The organism is Bacteroidia bacterium, from assembly GCA_039924845.1.
Lineage (GTDB): Bacteria > Bacteroidota > Bacteroidia > DATLTG01 > DATLTG01 > DATLTG01.
Map to the genome: position 1 here is coordinate 1 of JBDTAC010000047.1, position 17946 is coordinate 17946.

At 35.2% G+C, this 17946-nt stretch carries 15 protein-coding genes; 10 read left to right on the forward strand and 5 right to left on the reverse strand.

The genetic code is table 11. The features are described 5' to 3' along the window. Window positions 1-245 precede the first annotated feature (245 nt). Window positions 246-629: a hypothetical protein gene (locus tag ABIZ51_04845; protein ID MEO7088103.1), complete on the forward strand. Its 384-nt coding sequence runs from the start codon at window positions 246-248 to the stop codon at window positions 627-629. Window positions 630-718: 89 nt separating this feature from the next. On the opposite strand, the gene ABIZ51_04850 is transcribed toward ABIZ51_04845, so the two are convergent. The 3 genes from ABIZ51_04850 to trmD form a co-directional block, all read right to left on the reverse strand. Further along, on the reverse strand, window positions 719-1999 hold the full coding sequence (locus ABIZ51_04850; GenBank protein ID MEO7088104.1) for a dihydroorotase: 1281 nt from the start codon (window positions 1997-1999) through the stop codon (window positions 719-721). Window positions 2000-2011: 12 nt separating this feature from the next. Beyond that, window positions 2012-4072 carry a BatA domain-containing protein gene (locus tag ABIZ51_04855; GenBank protein ID MEO7088105.1) on the reverse strand — a complete coding sequence of 687 codons (2061 nt, stop codon included), beginning with the start codon at window positions 4070-4072 and terminating at the stop codon, window positions 2012-2014. 74 nt (window positions 4073-4146) lie between these two features. Beyond that, complete coding sequence (gene trmD, locus ABIZ51_04860; protein ID MEO7088106.1) at window positions 4147-4824, reverse strand: tRNA (guanosine(37)-N1)-methyltransferase TrmD; 678 nt, start codon at window positions 4822-4824, stop codon at window positions 4147-4149. A gap of 177 nt (window positions 4825-5001) precedes the next feature. Here trmD and ABIZ51_04865 point away from each other — a divergent pair, with 177 nt between their 5' ends. Next, window positions 5002-6768, forward strand: coding sequence for a M23 family metallopeptidase (locus tag ABIZ51_04865; protein ID MEO7088107.1), 1767 nt, complete (start codon window positions 5002-5004; stop codon window positions 6766-6768). A gap of 134 nt (window positions 6769-6902) precedes the next feature. Here the strand turns inward: ABIZ51_04865 and ABIZ51_04870 are convergent, their stop codons facing one another. Beyond that, window positions 6903-7784 carry a tetrahydrofolate dehydrogenase/cyclohydrolase catalytic domain-containing protein gene (locus ABIZ51_04870; protein ID MEO7088108.1) on the reverse strand — a complete coding sequence of 294 codons (882 nt, stop codon included), beginning with the start codon at window positions 7782-7784 and terminating at the stop codon, window positions 6903-6905. Between the two features lie 189 nt (window positions 7785-7973). Here ABIZ51_04870 and ABIZ51_04875 point away from each other — a divergent pair, with 189 nt between their 5' ends. From ABIZ51_04875 to ABIZ51_04910, 8 genes are all read left to right on the forward strand, one after another. After that, a complete protein-coding gene (locus tag ABIZ51_04875) occupies window positions 7974-8720 on the forward strand; it encodes a T9SS type A sorting domain-containing protein (protein MEO7088109.1) in 747 nt (248 codons plus the stop codon). Then, window positions 8720-9634 carry a ribonuclease Z gene (locus ABIZ51_04880; GenBank protein MEO7088110.1) on the forward strand — a complete coding sequence of 305 codons (915 nt, stop codon included), beginning with the start codon at window positions 8720-8722 and terminating at the stop codon, window positions 9632-9634. The genes ABIZ51_04875 and ABIZ51_04880 overlap by 1 nt, the downstream gene beginning before the upstream one ends. Before the next feature lie 73 nt (window positions 9635-9707). Further along, entirely contained in the window at window positions 9708-10391 is a 684-nt protein-coding gene (locus ABIZ51_04885; protein MEO7088111.1) for a response regulator transcription factor, read from the forward strand. Window positions 10392-10480: 89 nt separating this feature from the next. Beyond that, a complete protein-coding gene (locus ABIZ51_04890; GenBank protein ID MEO7088112.1) occupies window positions 10481-12898 on the forward strand; it encodes a TonB-dependent receptor in 2418 nt (805 codons plus the stop codon). 99 nt (window positions 12899-12997) lie between these two features. After that, window positions 12998-13849 carry an N-acetylglucosamine kinase gene (locus ABIZ51_04895; GenBank protein MEO7088113.1) on the forward strand — a complete coding sequence of 284 codons (852 nt, stop codon included), beginning with the start codon at window positions 12998-13000 and terminating at the stop codon, window positions 13847-13849. Beyond that, entirely contained in the window at window positions 13850-14443 is a 594-nt protein-coding gene (locus ABIZ51_04900) for a 2OG-Fe(II) oxygenase (protein ID MEO7088114.1), read from the forward strand. It begins immediately after the preceding gene. 82 nt (window positions 14444-14525) lie between these two features. After that, window positions 14526-15275 carry a lysophospholipid acyltransferase family protein gene (locus ABIZ51_04905; GenBank protein ID MEO7088115.1) on the forward strand — a complete coding sequence of 250 codons (750 nt, stop codon included), beginning with the start codon at window positions 14526-14528 and terminating at the stop codon, window positions 15273-15275. 6 nt (window positions 15276-15281) lie between these two features. Then, window positions 15282-15857, forward strand: coding sequence for a DNA-3-methyladenine glycosylase I (locus tag ABIZ51_04910; GenBank protein ID MEO7088116.1), 576 nt, complete (start codon window positions 15282-15284; stop codon window positions 15855-15857). On the opposite strand, the gene ABIZ51_04915 is transcribed toward ABIZ51_04910, so the two are convergent. Next, window positions 15847-17790, reverse strand: a complete 1944-nt coding sequence (locus ABIZ51_04915; GenBank protein MEO7088117.1) for an ABC-F family ATP-binding cassette domain-containing protein — start codon at window positions 17788-17790, stop codon at window positions 15847-15849. The two genes, ABIZ51_04910 and ABIZ51_04915, sit on opposite strands and share 11 nt — an antisense overlap. Window positions 17791-17946 lie beyond the last annotated feature (156 nt).

Here is a 17946-nt window from a genome sequence, read left to right on the forward strand (position 1 = left end):
TAGTTTTGTGCTTCGCCTACTTTTGAAAACAATCGTGTATTGTTTAAAAAGCAAACGAAACGGTTTATACTCAATTATTCTTTAGCTAATAGATATTAGAATTAAATCAAGTAGGACTGTATCATGCAGTTTTGGTGCGAAGTTTTATTAAAAGGAACCTTTTTTAAATTGTTTTACTATGCTTGTTAAACAACAAACTGTCCTTATTTATTGTATTGGAAACTTTTTTTAACTAAAAAGAGTCTTTGTTTGCTTACAATGACCCTTTGTTTACTTACAATGATTCTTTGTTTGCTTACAAAGACCCTTTGTTTACTTACAAGGACCCTTCGTTTGCTTACAAGGATTCTTTGTTTGCTTACAAAGACCCTTTGTTTACTTACAAGGACTCTTTGTTTGCTTACAATGACCCTTTGTTTGCTTACAATGATTCTTTGTTTACTTACAATGACCCTTTGTTTACTTACAAGGATTCTTTGTTTGCTTACAATAACTCCTTGTTTACTTACAATGACTCTTTGTTTGCTTACAATGACACCTTGTTTACTTACAAGGGCTCTTTGTTAAACTACAAAGACACTTTGTCTCCTATTTTGAATAATTTGTTTATTTACAAGGTGTTCTTTTAAAGAGGAGGTGTTACATTGATGTTAAACGAGAGACGCTCGTTTAATTATAAAGGAGCTTTTTTAGAAAAAAGAAAAATAAAATTGAAAAATTATTTTTCCGAATCCGTATTCAGCACCAACAAATTATTATTGAAAATACCGATAGCTTTTCCTTTTAATTTGGTGCCGATAAACGGCGTGTTTTTCGACTTTGAAAAAATATTTTTTTCAGTGAATGTCCAACTCAAATCTGGATTAAACAAAGTCAGATTTGCCTTCGCGCCTTCTTTGATACTCGGAATTTCAAGATTTAAAATTTTTCGCGGTGCAATGCTTATTTTATGAATTAATTTCTCCAATTTCATATTTCCTTTGCTTGTATTCGCAATCGCAAAAGCTGTTTCCAAGCCAATCATTCCGAAGGCTGCGTGATCGAATTCTGTCTTTTTATTTTCTTTATTTTCTGGAACATGATCCGAAACAATCACGTCAATCGTTCCGTCAGAAAGCCCTTTTTTCAAGGCATCTATATCTTTTTGAATTCGTAATGGCGGATTTACTTTGTAATTCGTATCAAAATCCGAAAGAGAAGAATCGTTTAAGAACAAGTGATGTGCGTTTACAGAAGCCGTAATTTTTAAACCTTTTGCTTTTGCAGCGCGAATTAACTCCACCGATTTTTCCGTAGAAACAGAAGAAATATGAATTTTTGTTTCAGCATATTCCGCCAAATGGATATTTCTGACAATCATTAATTCTTCGGCAAGCGCTGGAATCCCTTTCAAACCAAGCGATGTACCGACTGCGCCTTCGTTCATTTGTCCGTCTGCGGCAATCGAATCATCGCAGCAATGCGTTAAAATCAAGCCGTTGAAATTTTTAGCGTACAACAAAGCGCGCAACAAAAGTCCCGCATCTTCTATCGCATGTTTATCATCCGAAAAAGCTACTGCTCCTGAAAGATGCATGTCGTACATTTCCGAAAGTTGTTTTCCTTCCAATTTATGAGAAACCGTTCCAATCGGATGCACATCCACAGCTAAACCTTTCGCTTTATTTTTGATGTATTCCACTTGCGATTTAGAATGCAAAGGCGGATTGGTGGAAGACATCACTGAAACTCCTGTAAAACCACCATTTTCAGCCGCTTTTGCACCCGAAGTAATGGATTCTTTGTATTCAAAACCTGGATCACAAAAATTGGCTTGCATATCAAACCAGCCAATGGAAACGTGCAAATTTTCGGCTTCCACTACTTGCATATTTTTGTCTGCTTTTATAGCAGTTCCAATGCTGATAATTTTTCCACCCTCAATTAAAATATCTTTTGTTTTCCCATTGTAATCGGATTCCGAATCTACAATTTTGGCATTTCTTAAAAGTGTTTTCATGTCTTCGAAAATTTATTTTTTAATCCATCGGATGAGCATTATTTCAGCCGCTAAAAATAAGAGGACTAAAATAATGCAAAGTTTCCAAAGTTTTTTTCCTTGTTCGTTTTCTGTTAAAACTTGTGTTAGATTTTTTGCTTGATTATTGATTAAAGAAAAGTTCACAAACCCTAATTTAGTTGTTTTTTCGGCGATTTCATCGGACGAATAACAACTCAAATCCGATTCTTTCCGATCGTAATTAAATGAAATGCTTTTCAAAATTTTATTCCCCAACCACAATTCATAATTACCGGCTTGCTTAATTTGATCGTGCACAAAAAGTGTCGTTCTGCCTTCTCCCTTGCGGTATTCAGGAATTACATCAAAATTAGTTCCGTTTTGTTTGATGTGAAAAACATTGTCGCCCGTTAAATTAATTGTTTCCAAATCAATCGCATCGTCTTTGCCAATGGTGTAAAAAAGTGGCGTCGCTATTTCGCTGTTAATCGCAATATTATATAATGTAGGCACAAATAAAGCGTGTTTCGCAATAGTGCTAAATCCGCTGCTGAAAGGCACTGCAGAAAGATATATTTTTCCTTTTCCGAAAACTGATTCATTTAAAAATACATCTCCATTTTGCATTTTCAGCAACATATTTTCGTCGGAATGACTGTTTTTTGTGAGGGAATAATGATGAAAAACAATCGGTAAATCAATATTGTCTGAATTTTTCTCAAATACATTTTTATAAATAGTACTTTCAAAATTAATATTTGAAATTTTTGTTTTTGCGGTATCTAAATTATTGTAATAATTGATATTGAATTCACTCAAAAAATCTCGATACGAATTCATTTTAATTTTCTCAGAAGGCACAATCAATAAGCTTCCGCCGTTATTCGTAAACTTTTTTAATTCTTGCGCCAAACCAGAAGAAACCGAATCCAATTCGTTCAAAATAATTAATTTATTATCCGCAAACGAAGCGTAATTTAAATTGTTTTCATTCACCGAATTAAACACAAAAAGCGAATCGTTTTTAAAAAACTTTTCGAGAAAATGATCGTCTTCGGAAATTATTTTTTCGGAAGCATTTATACACAACACCGGAATGTTTTTTTGCACTTCAAACGAAAAATAAAAATTATCATCAAACGTAATCGGATAATCGTTTATCTCGATTCGGCATTGCTGCATTCCCGTATCTTTCTGAGCAAAAGAAAGGCTTACATCACTTCTCGAATTGGCTGCTGCCGAAAAACTGGCGGGCGTTCTTTCTTTTTCATTGATAAATAATTTCATCGAATTATTTTCAATCGCTGCTTTGGAAGCATTGCAAATACGCACATTTAATTTCTCCACTTCGCCCAATTGTCGCACTGGATCTGTAAATCCACAAGAATCGATGTAGGCATTGTTTGTTTGTTCCGCAATTGTCGGAATCAGCGTAACAGAAATGCTGGTGTCGTTTTTTATTTTTTCGAAATCAGTCGTGCTTTTTTGAAAATCAGAAATCAAAAATATTTTTTTGATTCGTACGGAGCTTTCATTCAATAAATCTGCTTGACGCGCAATGACTTCGTCCGTTGTTTTTACTGCAGGACTTATTTTCACATCTTCCAACAATTCTCGAAATTGGTCTTTATTAATAAGCCTTTGCTGACTTCCTTCAAAATCATTTGTCAATAATTGAAAGCGATCAGTCGGTTTATATGCCTGAATAATTTCGAGTGCTTTTCGTTTGGATTCGTCCAACAAACTGCCACTTTTATTCATCGCATTCATGCTAAATGAATTGTCGATGTAAATGCTGATGGCTTTATCGCCTGTAATTATTTTTCCGTTTTTGTTAGGAATAAAAGGTTCCGCGAAAGCGAGTACTAAAAAAATCACCGCCAAAATGCGGCAAAGTAATATCAATAAATTCCGTAAACGTGATTTAGATTGGGATTCTTGCTGTACTTCTCGTAAAAATTTAACGTTCGTGAAATATATTTTTTTGAATTTCCGAAAGTTGAAAAGATGAACAATGATGGGAATGGAAATCGCGGAAAGTGCGAAAAGAAAGAGTGGATTGACAAAGTTCATCAAGGAACAAATATACTATTTTCTTGTTTGAAAAATTATTTTTTTGAAAGCGTTATTCTCAACTGAATCAACGTTTAATCACGAAGTAAATCTGGTCTGCGGGTTTTTGTTCGCTCGATAGATTGCTCATGTCGCCATTTGTCAATCTCTCGCTCGTTGCCAGAAAGTAGGATATCGGGTACTTTTAAACCTTTGTAATCTGCAGGGCGCGAATACACGGGTGGTGCAATTAAATTATCTTGAAACGAATCGGAAAGAGCTGAGGTTTCATCCGAAATAACACCTGGAATTAAACGTACAATTGCGTCGCAAACGATTGCTGCTGCTAATTCTCCACCCGACAAAACATAATCTCCCACCGAAATTTCCTTCGTAATAAAATACTGACGAATGCGCTCGTCAATGCCTTTGTAATGCCCGCAAAGCAAAATAATATTTTTGAATGTAGAAATCCGATTTGCCAGAGGTTGATTGAGTTTTTCGCCATCAGGGCTCATGTAAATCACTTCATCGTAAGCGCGTTCTGATTTTAATTTTTCGATGCAATTGGCAAGCGGTTCCACCATCATCACCATTCCTGCGCCGCCACCGTAAGCGTAATCGTCCACTGTACGGTGTTTGTTAGTTGAAAAATCACGTAAGTCTATACAATTTATTTCCACCACTTTTTTTTCGATGGCGCGCTTTACAATCGAATGACTGAAAGGACTTTCGAACATTTGCGGAAAAAGAGTCAATATATCAATACGCATTTTAAAATTGTTGAAGGACAAATTTAACGCAATTTAACGTTTGAAAAATTATTTTTTCTAACAGCTTTTTCCGAATTTTAGTTTCATGAACTTTTGTTTGTGCAAATCTTCTTCGGAATTTTTTTTTTCGACCGTGTTTGTCAAATACTTTTATCATAACAAATTTAAAATCTAATTATGAAATCGTTGATCAAAAAAAGGCGTTCAAAAAATTATTTTTTCGAAACGATTTTTATCCTCTTTTTATTTTTGATAATTATTTTCAACACAAATGCGCAAGATGAATTTCCGAAAAATTATTTTCAAGCGCCCTTAGATATTCCGCTCAAATTAGCCGGTGATTTCGGTGAAATTCGTCCCAATCATTTTCATACTGGCATTGATATAAAAACAAATGGAGTGGAAGGTTTAAAGGTTTACGCCATTGCGGATGGCTACGTTTCGCGCATCAGCGTTTCTCCTTGGGGTTACGGAAATGCACTTTATATTACATATCCAAATGGTTTAGTCTCCGTTTACGGACATTTAAGTGCTTACAACGACAGCATCACAAAATATTTACGGAAAGAGCAATATCGCTTGGAATTATTTGCTGTGGATTTTGATTTAAAACCGACCGATATTCCGGTGAAGAAAGGCGAAATTGTTGCTTTTTCGGGAAACACTGGCGGTTCTACCGGACCGCATTTACATTTCGAAATTCGTGATGCTAAAACTGAGCATCCTTTAAATCCTTTGCTTTTTGGTTTTGCGGTGAAAGACAATATCGCACCAAAAATAAATGCCATTTCCATTTATCCTTTGGACAGTGCAAGTAGTGTAAATGATGAAAATACAGTGGAACGTTTTCCTGTTTCAGAACTTGCCGAGAAGTATTTTTTGAAAAATAAGGACACGATAATTCTTCATGGAAATATTGGTTTTGCGATTGATACTTACGATATGATGAACGGATCTGCCAATGAAGACGGCGTTTTTTCCATCGAATTACAAGTGGACGGAAAAATAATTTATTATAGCGATATGAAAGAATTGGATTTCAGTAAAAGTCGTTATGTAGCCGCATTCATTGATTATCCGGATATTTTAAGAACAAGAAAAGCATTTCAAAAAAGTTTTTTATCGAAAAATAATTCTTTGCCCATTTATAAAGATGTGGTGAATAAAGGAGTCGTTCATTTTTCGGATGATAAAATTCATCAACTCAAATACATTGTCAAAGATATTGCCGGAAACACGTCTGTGCTTGATTTTTCCGCGAAAAGCGAAAGTGCAAATAAAATATTTCCGAGCAAGGATAGCATTCAGAAATACGAATCGAATTTCGATTGCACCAAAAATAATTGCTACAAAACAAGCGACTTTTATGTTCAAATTCCGCCGAATTGTTTATTTGATGATTTGAAATTTTATTGCAAATCAGAACCTGCAGAGACACGCAGAGAATTGGCGCCACTTTGTACCATTCAAAATAAATTTGTCCCGCTGAGTGAAGCATACACCTTGGAAATTAAACCATCGAAAGAAATTAAAAAGGAATTTCAAAACAAAGCAGTCATTGTATTGTTAAACGGGAAATACGCGTCCAGCCAAGGTGGAGTGTGGAGCGACGGGTATGTAAAAGCCGAGGTAAAAACATTCGGAACATTTACAATTATGTTAGACACTGTTGCGCCCGTGGCGAAACCGCTGAACATTTTTCCCGGAAAAGACATGAGTAAAGCAACCGATATTGAAGTACAAATGAGCGATAATTTATCGGGCATAAAAAGTTATCGAGGCACCATCGACGGAAAATGGGTGTTGATGCAATACAATCCGAAAAAAAATAAATTGTATTATGATTTTGATAATTCCATTACTGCAGGAGAACATATTTTTAAAGTCGTTTTAACGGATTATGCCGATAATATTGGTGTTTACGAAGCGAAATTTACAAGATGAAAAAATAATTGACAATGGAAAATTGATAATGATTAAATATTTTATCAATTTTAAAAAGAACGTCATACGGAACTTTTTGCAGCACTTTTTTTACTTTCAGATGCAAGAAATATAGCGTTTGAAAAATTATTTTTTCAACACCCCTTTTGAGTGGCTGCTTTCAGCGTGTTTGTAAGTAATGAGGCAATGGTCATGGGACCAACGCCGCCAGGAACGGGAGTAATGAAACTACATTTCGGCGCTACTTCTTCGTATTTTACATCGCCTACTAATTTATAGCCGCTTTTTGTTTTATCGGAAACCACGCGCGTAATACCTACATCAATTACAACTGCGCCTTGTTTCACCATATCTGCTGTTAAAAACTCTGGTTTCCCCAATGCTGCAATGATAATATCCGCCTCCAGTGTAATTTTTTTCAAGTCTTTTGTTTTACTGTGGCAAAGCGTAACGGTGGCGTTTCCAGGGTAATTATTGCGCGACATCAACACACTTAAAGGCGAACCTACAATATGACTTCGACCAATAATAACGCAATTTTTTCCAGACGTTTCTATTTTATAACGTTCCATTAATTGTATGATTCCGTAAGGTGTTGCTGGCAAATACGTATCCATTCCTAACAACATTTTTCCGACACTTTGCGGATGAAAGCCATCTACATCTTTTTCGGGTAAAATAGTTTCGATTATTTTTTGTTCTGATATGTGTTTCGGAAGTGGCAATTGCACAATAAATCCATCAATATCCTTATTTTCATTGAGCTTTTTTACTTCTTCCACCAATTCTTTTTCTGATGTATTTTCTGGCAAACGAATTAAAGTAGAATGAAAACCGGCGCGCTCACAAGCTTTTACTTTTCCAGACACGTATGTTTCGCTCGCTCCATCATTCCCCACTAAAATAGCTGCTAAATGTGGAATTTTACCACCCGAAATTTTTATTTTCTCCACTTCTTTCGCTAATTCTTCTTGTATTTGTAGCGAAGCTTGCTTGCCGTCGATAATTGTTGTCATTGGTATTTATACTAATTTTAAAAATTCTTTTTCATCTTGATGATGAACGAACAAAAATAGATTTTTTATTCTCTAAAAAGAGGTAAATAATACTTTTAATTTTAAAAACAGAAAATCGATATTTTTACAAAAAAAAAGTATATTTGTAGGATTAAAAAATAATTTCTCGAACTTAAAAAACATATAAAAATGATAAAAAAAATACTCTTACTTATTGTTTCTGTTGCATTTGTTGGTTTAACCAATTCAAACGCACAATGTACTCCTGGTCCGCAAACAGCAGGCGGAATTTATCCCGATAGCGCGCAGGGATTACCGAATGGTTTTGTAGGTACCGCTTATGCTACTACCATGACGGTTGTTGTTCCTACGGACACAGTTGTTTCAGGTATTCCCATTCCGATTGACTCTTTAGTATTGATTAATTTTACCGGATTTCCTCCCGTGGGTGGCTTCACTTATATTTGTAACCCTAACCATTGCTCTTGGAAAGGCGGAACAAAAGGCTGTGTGCTTATTTCAGGAAACCCGACCGTTGCAGATACGGGAACGTGGCATTTATCAGCTACTGTAAATGCTTATATAGGTGGATCTGGTACTCCAATTCCGGAACATATCAATTATTATAAAATAAAAATATTGAACGCTACCGGCATTGCAACATTAGATATGACAAAATTTGAGGTAGGACAAAATAGTCCGAACCCTTTTACACAAACAACCAAAATTATTTTTACTATGCCGACTGTTGCGCCGATGACTTTATCCGTGTATAACGTGTTGGGTACTTTAATAATGCAATCTAAATTTCAAGCAGAAAAAGGATATAATTCTTACGAGTTATCAGCCAACGATTTTCCTTCTGGAATTTATATGTATTCATTAAATAACGGAAAAACGAGCATCACCAAACGGATGATTGTTGCTGGAAAATAATGCATCCTTTTGATATTACTATTTTAGGTTGTAGTTCTGCAACACCCACTTCTAAACGTAACCCAACCGCTCAGCTTGTCAATCATGCTGAGCGGTTTTTTTTGATTGATTGTGCCGAAGCGACGCAAATTCAATTGCGCAAATTCAAAATAAAGTTTCAACGGATCAACCATATTTTTATCAGTCATTTGCATGGCGATCATTACCTCGGTTTACCCGGATTGCTCGCCAGTATGCACTTATTGGGCAGAACCAACGATTTACATATTTATGCGCAAGCGGAACTGCAAGAAATCATCGAGATAAATTACAAACATTCCGATACGAGATTGAATTATAAAATCGTCTATCATCCACTGAAATACGATAAAAGCGAAATTATTTATGAAGATGAAAAACTTTTTGTCTCTACCATTATTCTCAATCACCGAGTTCCGTGTTGCGGATTTATTTTCAGCGAAAAAGAAAATCAACGGAATATTATTAAAGAAAAAATAGAAGAATATTCCATTCCCGTTTCTGAAATAAATAACATTAAAAGCGGAGCAGATTATATTTGTGAAGATGGAAAAATAATTTTGAATGCGGCACTTACGCTGGATTCTTTTCCTACCAGAAAATATGCCTATTGTTCCGATACTTGTTACGATGAATCCATTATTGAACAAATAAAAAAAGTAGATCTATTGTATCACGAAGCTACGTTTATGCAAAATATGTTGGCGAGAGCGAAAGCTACTTTCCATTCTACCGCCGCGCAAGCAGGCGAAATAGCGCTGAAAGCAGAAGTGAAACAGTTGATTATTGGACATTATTCGGCACGTTACAAAGAGTTAGAACCTTTATTAGCCGAGGCAAAAAATATTTTTTCGAACACTGTTTTGGCTGTGGAAGGTGAAAAATATTTTGTTTGAAAAATAATTTTTGAAGATGTGTTTTATATTCTTATTTTTGTCGGGAATTAATTATTTAAAATTATTCTAAATAATGAAAAAAATAAAAATCGTTGTAGCTGGAAGCAATTATCTCCTCCGTAAAGGTCTGGAATCGGTGATTGCAGATTGCAGTGATTTTGAATGGATGACCGAAGCGCAAAACAAAGAAGAGCTTTTGGAGAAATTAAAATTATATCCAACTTCTATTTTGATAATTGATTTTTCAACTCCTTCTTTTAAAATAGAAATCATCCAACAAATAAAGAAGAAATACACGTCTTTACACGTTTTGGCAATCAATACATTGGAATCTAAAAATGCTATTTCGAAAGCGCTGGAACAAGGTGTTATCAGTTATTTACTCACAGATTGTGACAAAGAGGAAATTACGGAAGCGATATATAAAACTGCTTCTGGAGAAAAATTTTTGTGCGGACAAATTGTGAATGCGATGTTGTCTGATAAAAAAGAGGATCCTGAAAATTTTCCTTCTACTTCTTTTTGCAGCGGTATCAATATTACCGATCGCGAAATGGAAATTATTAAATGCGTGGCAGAAGGTTATTCCAATAAACAGATTGCCGAAAAACTTTTTTTGAGCACACATACTGTTACTACGCATCGCAAAAATATTATGAGTAAATTGGGCATTAACAATACTGCTGGTGTTGTTTTGTACGCTGTTCGCGAGCAATTGATTTCTCCAAATAAATTTCTTTTTTCCTCCGAAAATTAAATACCTTTTTTAAGGTATTGCATCCGCTTTTTTCTTCTTCTACTTTTGTCGAAAATTATTATTTATATTAATTCTAAATAAAATAATCGATGAATAAAATAAAATACGTCCTCATTATTTGTTTGATTGTGCAAGCTGGACTTTGTTTTGCGCAGACTGGAAATTTAAAAGGCACTGTAAAAGATAGTAGTGGTAAAGCTATTGTTTACGCGAATATAGTGATACAGAATACAAATTTTGTTACACAAAGTAATGAAGAAGGAAACTATCAGATAGTAAAAATTCCTGTTGGAACATATAGCGTTTTACTTAGTATCACAGGATCTAAAGCTATTTCAAAAAAAGTCAATATAAAAGAAAATCAATTATCTGAACTTGATTTTAGTGTATCTGAAAAAATTAATTTTTTGAATGAGGTCGTTATCAATGGTGTACAATCCATCACAGGAATGGGACATCTGGCGGAAGTACACGACGGTGTTATTTATTCCGGTAAAAAAAACGAAGTGTTGATATTGGACAGTTTGAATGCAAATACGGCGCAAAATAATCCACGACAAATATTGGGTAGAGTTCCAGGATCCAATTATTCTGAAACAGAAGGAGGCGGATTTCCTTCCAATGGCATTGGTTTTAGAGGTTTAAATCCTACTCAATCCATCGAAACAAATACGCGTCAAAATGGTTATAATATAACCGGCGATATTTATGGATATCCGGAATCCTATTATTTACCGCCGCTGGAAGCCATTGAACGCATTGAAATTACACGAGGAGCATCTGCGCTGGAATTCGGTCCGCAGTTTGGTGGTGTAGTAAATTACATTGTTAAAAGCGCTCCTACAGATAAACCCTTTCAGTTTACAACGGAAGAGACAGGTGGTAGTTATGGATTGATGAATTCTTTTAATTCCATTGGAGGGACATATAAAAAAATCAGTTATTATGCTTTTGTAGAAGGGGAATATTCATCAGGCTGGAGACCAAATTCCGATTTTGAACAAGTTACAGGATTTGGAAGATTGGAATACAAGGCAAATAATAAATTTAAAATCGGATTAGAATATTCTTTTTTGCGAAATCAATTACACATGCCCGGCGGATTGGACGATGCTGAGTTTAATCAAAACCCTGATCAATCGTTTCGTACCCGTAATTGGCTTACTACGCCTTGGAATATTGTCGCGCTTACGGCGGATTATAGTATCAATGACCACACAACATTATTTTTAAAATCAGTACAAAATTTCAGCTCGAGAAGTATTGTATGGAGAAATGAAGATGGTGGACCAGCGTCAATGGATACCATCAATCCAGCTACTTTAACCTATCAGCCGCGTGAAGTTTTGCACGAGTATTTTAGAAATTCGACTACTGAATTACGATTGGTAAATAAGTATAACATCGGAAAAGTACATTCTGTTATGGATGCCGGAATACGATTTTTTTATGGTTCTATGAATCGTGAAGAAGGAGGAAAAGGAAATACCGCCTCTAATTTCGATTTTGCGGATTCTGCTTCATTTTATCCTAAAAAAATTAATTTTTCATCCACTAATATTGCGCCTTATATTGAAAACACATTTCATTTTGGTAACCGTTTGTCTATAACGCCAGGTGCCCGATTGGAATACTTGCAATCTAAAGCTTCTGGATACGTTACAAACAATCAAGATTCGATAATCAACATCAATGAAAATAAAGTGAGGTATTTATTTTTAAGCGGACTGGGAATCCAATTCAAAACCTCTTTTACTACTAATATCTATGCTAATCTTTCTCAGGCTTATACGCCGATAGAATATTCTTTTCTATATCCACTTGGATTGGATACAAACGCAAAAATAAATCCAAATCTAAAAGACATCAGTGGTTATAATGCAGATTTAGGTTGGAGAGGAAGCATTAAAAATTTCTTCAGTTTTGATGTGAGCGGTTTTTATATGGCGTACAATAATGCCATTGCTTTTGAAGATTTAAAAGATGCCAACGGAAATATGTATTCCTACGAAACCAATGTGGCGGACGCAGTACACTTGGGAGTAGAAAGTTACGTAGAATTAAATCTTGTAAAATTATTTGCGCCCGAATCAAAAATTGGAAGTTTTAGTTTTTTCAACTCCTTTGCCTACGACAATGCAACGTATATAAATGGTTTGTATAAAGGAAATCAGTGTGAGTATGCACCTCCAACAATTGAACGGATCGGATGGACGTATGCGCTAAAAAGTTTTTCTACTACTTTTTTAATCAGCAATACGGCAAAACAATTTACAGATGCAAACAATACTGTATATAGTCCAACTGCTTTGTTTGGAATTATTCCTGAGTTTACGGTGATGGATTGGTCAAATACTATTAAGATTAAAAATTACAATATTAAATTTGGAATTAATAATCTCGCCAACGAAAAATATTTTACTATACGTACTGTCGAATATCCGGGTCCTGGAATTATTCCATCCATGGGAAGAAGCGTTTACGTGGGATTTGGAGCAACTTTCTGAAAACAATAAATCGCATGATTTGTCGTATCGTTAAATAAATAGTAGTTTTAAAAATTAATTTTTTGAAACAAAAAAAACGATTTAATTACAAAACAAAAAATGATTTTAATTGCAGACAGCGGCTCTACCAAAACGGAATGGCGCTTCATTGATGAGGAACAGAAAATCAGTCAATACAATACGATTGGCTTTAATCCCTATTTTATTTCACCTGAAAAAATAATTGCGGAGTTGAAAAAAAATTTCTTACCACAGTTGAAATCAGAAATAATTTCGGCGTCGCTAAAAATATTTTTTTACGGATCAGGTTGTTCGAGTAATGCGAAATGCGAAGAAGTGAAATCGGCATTGCAATTTACTTTTCCGAATGCAGCAATTGAAGTACATCACGATTTATTAGCGGCAGCTCGCGGCGCTTGCGGACACGAAGAAGGCATTGCAGCTATTCTCGGAACAGGTTCTAATTCGTGTTATTATAATGGTTCTGAAATTATTGAAAACAGAACGGCTTTGGGATATATTTTGGGCGACGAAGGCAGCGGTTCGCACATCGGGAAAACGTTTATTCAAGCGTATTTGAACAAAGAATTACCGAAAGAGCTCGAAAAAATATTTTTTGAACGCACTCAATTGACCAAAGAAAAAATTTTCGATTCCGTTTATTCGCAGCCCATGCCGAATAAATTTTTGGCTTCGTTCGCGAAATTTGTTTATCAAAATAGCCAACATCCTTATTGCGTAAAGCTCATCGCGGATTGCTTTGAAACATTTTTCGACAAACATATTTGTAAATATCCCCAACATAAAACTGTAAAAATGAGTTGTGTTGGCTCGGTTGGATTTTACAACAGCAATATTTTACGCGCTATTGCACAGAAAAAAGAGGTGAACATTGCTCGAATTTTAGAAACTCCGATTGCCGGATTAACCTTGTATCACCTCGAAAAATAAATGGAAAATAATTTTGACAATCTCGCGGATTCTTTGGCAGATAAAGCTTGGGCGATCAGTAAAAATTTTTTATCCAATGAAATTTTAGATGAATTATTGGACGATCAAAAAAATAATTTTTCAGAAGGACATTTTAAGCAAGCTTCGATTGGCAAAGGTTCTGACAAAAAAATAATTTCTGAAATACGAAATGATTTTATTTTTTGGATGGATGAATTTCAACTTTCTGCTCCTCAAAAAAAATATTGGGATCAAATGGAAGAACTTCGAAAACATTTGAACAGAGCGCTTTTTATCGGTGTAAATAAATTGGAAGCGCATCATGCTATTTATCCTAAGAATAGTTTTTATAAAAAACATTTAGATTGTTTTTCGAACGATGACGCACGTGTTATTTCTTGTGTTTTGTATTTGAATAAAGATTGGAAACCGAGTGATGGCGGCTATTTAAGAATGTATGAATCCGAAGAAAAATACACGGACATCGCGCCAGAATATGGTACGTTTGTTTGTTTCATCAGTAATAAAATTCCGCACGAAGTATTGATTTCCAACGAAAATAGGCACAGTATAACGGCTTGGTTTAAGAGATAAATCAAAAATAATTTTTCGAAAAAGCACTCTTTAATTAATTACTACCTTCGCGTTTTCAAAAAATAAAATAGCGAAAGCGGCGATGATAATTTTCAAGAAAGATGCGTTCGGACATTACATATTCCTAAAACGAATATTGATTTTTTTTATAGGAATCATAACTTTTCCAAGATATAATTGGCTGAATAAAACCAAGATTTCTGGGACAGAACACCTCGAAGGTTTGGAGGATAAAAATGTATTGTTTGTGTCCAATCATCAAACGTATTTTGCAGATGTAATTGCGATGCTGCATGTGTTTTCCAGCTTAAAATGGAAGTTTAAAAATAAAATTAGCAATCCTGTTTTTTTACTTCGCCCACGCACCAATTCGTATTTTATTGCTGCGGAAGAAACGATGAAAGCAGGATTGTTACCGAAGATTTTTGCGTACGCAGGTTCAGTTTCAATTAAACGAACTTGGCGCGAAGCAGGCACGGATATTAATCGCCAAGTTAAAATGCAAGATATTTCCAACATCGGCTTAGCATTGGAAGATGGCTGGGTAATTACCTTTCCGCAAGGTACCACAACGCCTTTTGTTCCTGCAAGACGCGGTACCGCACACATTGTGAAAAAATTTCAACCCGTTGTTGTTCCTGTTGTTATTGATGGATTTAGAAGAGCGTTCGATAAAAAAGGATTGAAACTGAAAAAGAAAGGCGTGGAATTGAGCATTCGCTTTAAGGAGCCGATGAAGATGGATTATACGGCGGATTCCGATCAAATTATTCAGCAAATTATGGTTGCCATTGAGCAGAGCGAAGAATTTAGATTTAATTCAAAAAAATAATTTTTCATGATCGAAAAAAATCGTTGCGACTGGTGTAAAAAAGAAAAAATCTACATGGATTATCACGACACAGAATGGGGAATTCCTGTTTACGATGATAATAAACTATTTGAATTTTTAATTTTAGAAGGTGCGCAAGCCGGCTTAAGTTGGATTACTATTTTGCGTCGCCGCGAAAATTATCGCAAAGCATTTGCAAATTTTGATGTAAAAAAAGTAGCCAAATTTGACGAACAAAAAATTATATTTTTGATGCAAGATGAAGGCATTATTCGCAATCAACTAAAAATACGCAGCGCCGTTTCCAACGCAAAATTATTCATCAACATTCAAAAAGAATTTGGCAGTTTCAGTAATTATATGTGGGGATTTTTGCCCAATAAAAAACCAATTATCAATAAACCAAAAACGCTAAAAGACGTTCCGCCACGCTCAGAAATATCCGACGAAATCAGTAAGGATATGAAGAATAGAGGTTTTAAATTTTTCGGAACTACGATTTGTTATGCGCACATGCAAGCTACCGGAATGGTGAACGATCACCTTGTTTCTTGCTGGAAATACAAGCCTTCTAAAAAATAATTTTTTCAGCTTGCGTTTGTAACTCTTCCCATTTTTTCATTTCTGTTTCGAGATTTTTTTTCAATTCTTCGTATTTCGCGAAAGCAGAAGCATCATTCATAATAGTATTGTATTGCGCTGGATCGAGCAATTTATCGTCAAAGTTTTTTATCTCTTTTTCGAGGCGTGCAATTTCACTTTCTGATTTAGAAATTTGATTTTGCACTTGTTTAAGATCTTTTTCTTTTTGCTTTCTCAACTCTTTATTGGCAGGCGTTTCCTCATTTTTAGGAACGCTAAAAGTAGGAGTAATTGTTTTTTCTTTTTTCTCTAAATCTGCCAAATTCGAAATTTGTCTATTCTTCAAATATTCGTTTACATCGCCAATATGCGGCTTAATCGTTCCATTTTTAAATTCGAAAACTTTGGAAGTAAGTCCTTGCAAAAAATCACGATCATGCGATACCACAATCATCGTTCCATCGTATTTCAACAAAGCGTTTTTCAGCACATCTTTCGAGCGCATATCCAAGTGATTTGTCGGCTCATCCAACAACAATAAATTATACGGATGCAACAATAATTTACACATCGCCAAACGTGCTTTTTCTCCACCCGAAAGCACTTTCACTTTTTTATCTACATCATCACCACCAAACAAAAAAGAGCCTAATAAACTGCGCACATTTTTTCGAACTTCTCCAACAGCAATGTCATCAATCGTTTCAAAAACAGATTTACTCGGATCCAATTCTTCTGCTTGATTTTGCGCATAATAACCAATCTCCACATTGTGTCCAGTTGTCAGCGAGCCATCATATTTTTCGATGCCTGCAATCAATTTCATCATCGTTGATTTTCCTTCACCATTACGTCCCACAAAAGCAATTTTTTCTTGCCGCTCAATCATGTAATCGATGTCGCTAAAAATTATTTTTTCACCGTATGCTTTTTTCAAATGACTCGCTTCCACCACCACTTTTCCAGCACGTGCCGCAGGCGGAAAATAAAAACGAATCGACGCATTATCATTTTCATCCACTTCTACAATTTCCAACTTATCCAATTTCTTTATCAGCGATTGTGCGAAGGATGCTTTGTTGGCTTTCGCCCGATATTTATCAATTAATTGCTCCGTTTTCTCAATATATTTTTGCTGATTTTTTGCAGCAGATTCTTGTTGCTCTTTGCGCTCTTTGCGAAGTACTAAATATTTCGAATAATTTGTTTTGTAATCGAAAATTTTTCCAGCAGAAATTTCGATGGTGCGTGTGGTAATATTATCCAAGAAAAATTTATCATGCGATACCATCACCACCGCTGCATAATAATTTCTCAAAAAATCTTCTAACCATTGAATACTTTCAATATCCAAGTGATTGGTCGGCTCATCGAGTAAAATAACGTCGGGTTTTTTCAATAAAATTTTTGCCAATTCGATTCGCATTCTCCAACCGCCGCTAAATTCATCCGTCAGACGCGTAAAATCCTTTCGCTCAAAACCAAGTCCCATAAGGGTTACTTCAATTTCTGCATCTTTCGCGTAAGCGCCCAACACATTCAAATGTTCGTTTACATCGTTCAGCTCCGTGATTAAATTCATATACGCATCACTTTCGTAATCGGTGCGAATACCAAGCTCTTCATTGATTTCTTCGAGGCGTTTTTCCAAACGTTTCACTTCATCAAAAGCGGTTGCGGCTTCGTCAAAAACAGTTTTTCCCAAACTGTGCGTCATGTCTTGCGGCAAATAGCCGATAGAACAGCCACTTGGCATGGACACATCACCAGTAGAAGGTTTTTGTCCGCCAGCAAGAATTTTTAACAAGGTAGATTTTCCAGCGCCATTTTTCCCCGCCAAACCGATTCTATCTCTGCGATTGATCAAGAAAGAAATATCTTCATACAGATTTCTTCCTCCAAAACTAACCGATAAATTACTGACAGAAATCATACGAAGAAAAATTATTTTTTTGAATCCTTAAAATTTAAGGCTGCAAAAGTAATAAAAATCCGAGAAATTTAGCGGAATTATTTTCTGTATTTGTCCAGATTACAACGTTTTTTTTATAGAAGGATAAAAAGATGCTTGAAAAAATATTCTTTCATA

Coding starts and splice junctions, on each gene's coding strand:
- ABIZ51_04865 (MEO7088107.1), top strand. CDS start 5,002: ATGAAATCGTTGATCAAAAAAAGGCGTTCAAAAAATTATTTTTTCGAA.
- ABIZ51_04885 (MEO7088111.1), top strand. CDS start 9,708: ATGAAAAAAATAAAAATCGTTGTAGCTGGAAGCAATTATCTCCTCCGT.
- ABIZ51_04855 (MEO7088105.1), bottom strand. CDS start 4,072: ATGAACTTTGTCAATCCACTCTTTCTTTTCGCACTTTCCGCGATTTCC.
- ABIZ51_04900 (MEO7088114.1), top strand. CDS start 13,850: ATGGAAAATAATTTTGACAATCTCGCGGATTCTTTGGCAGATAAAGCT.
- ABIZ51_04850 (MEO7088104.1), bottom strand. CDS start 1,999: ATGAAAACACTTTTAAGAAATGCCAAAATTGTAGATTCGGAATCCGAT.
- trmD (MEO7088106.1), bottom strand. CDS start 4,824: ATGCGTATTGATATATTGACTCTTTTTCCGCAAATGTTCGAAAGTCCT.
- ABIZ51_04910 (MEO7088116.1), top strand. CDS start 15,282: ATGATCGAAAAAAATCGTTGCGACTGGTGTAAAAAAGAAAAAATCTAC.
- ABIZ51_04915 (MEO7088117.1), bottom strand. CDS start 17,790: ATGATTTCTGTCAGTAATTTATCGGTTAGTTTTGGAGGAAGAAATCTG.
- ABIZ51_04905 (MEO7088115.1), top strand. CDS start 14,526: ATGATAATTTTCAAGAAAGATGCGTTCGGACATTACATATTCCTAAAA.
- ABIZ51_04895 (MEO7088113.1), top strand. CDS start 12,998: ATGATTTTAATTGCAGACAGCGGCTCTACCAAAACGGAATGGCGCTTC.
- ABIZ51_04890 (MEO7088112.1), top strand. CDS start 10,481: ATGAATAAAATAAAATACGTCCTCATTATTTGTTTGATTGTGCAAGCT.
- ABIZ51_04880 (MEO7088110.1), top strand. CDS start 8,720: ATGCATCCTTTTGATATTACTATTTTAGGTTGTAGTTCTGCAACACCC.
- ABIZ51_04875 (MEO7088109.1), top strand. CDS start 7,974: ATGATAAAAAAAATACTCTTACTTATTGTTTCTGTTGCATTTGTTGGT.
- ABIZ51_04870 (MEO7088108.1), bottom strand. CDS start 7,784: ATGACAACAATTATCGACGGCAAGCAAGCTTCGCTACAAATACAAGAA.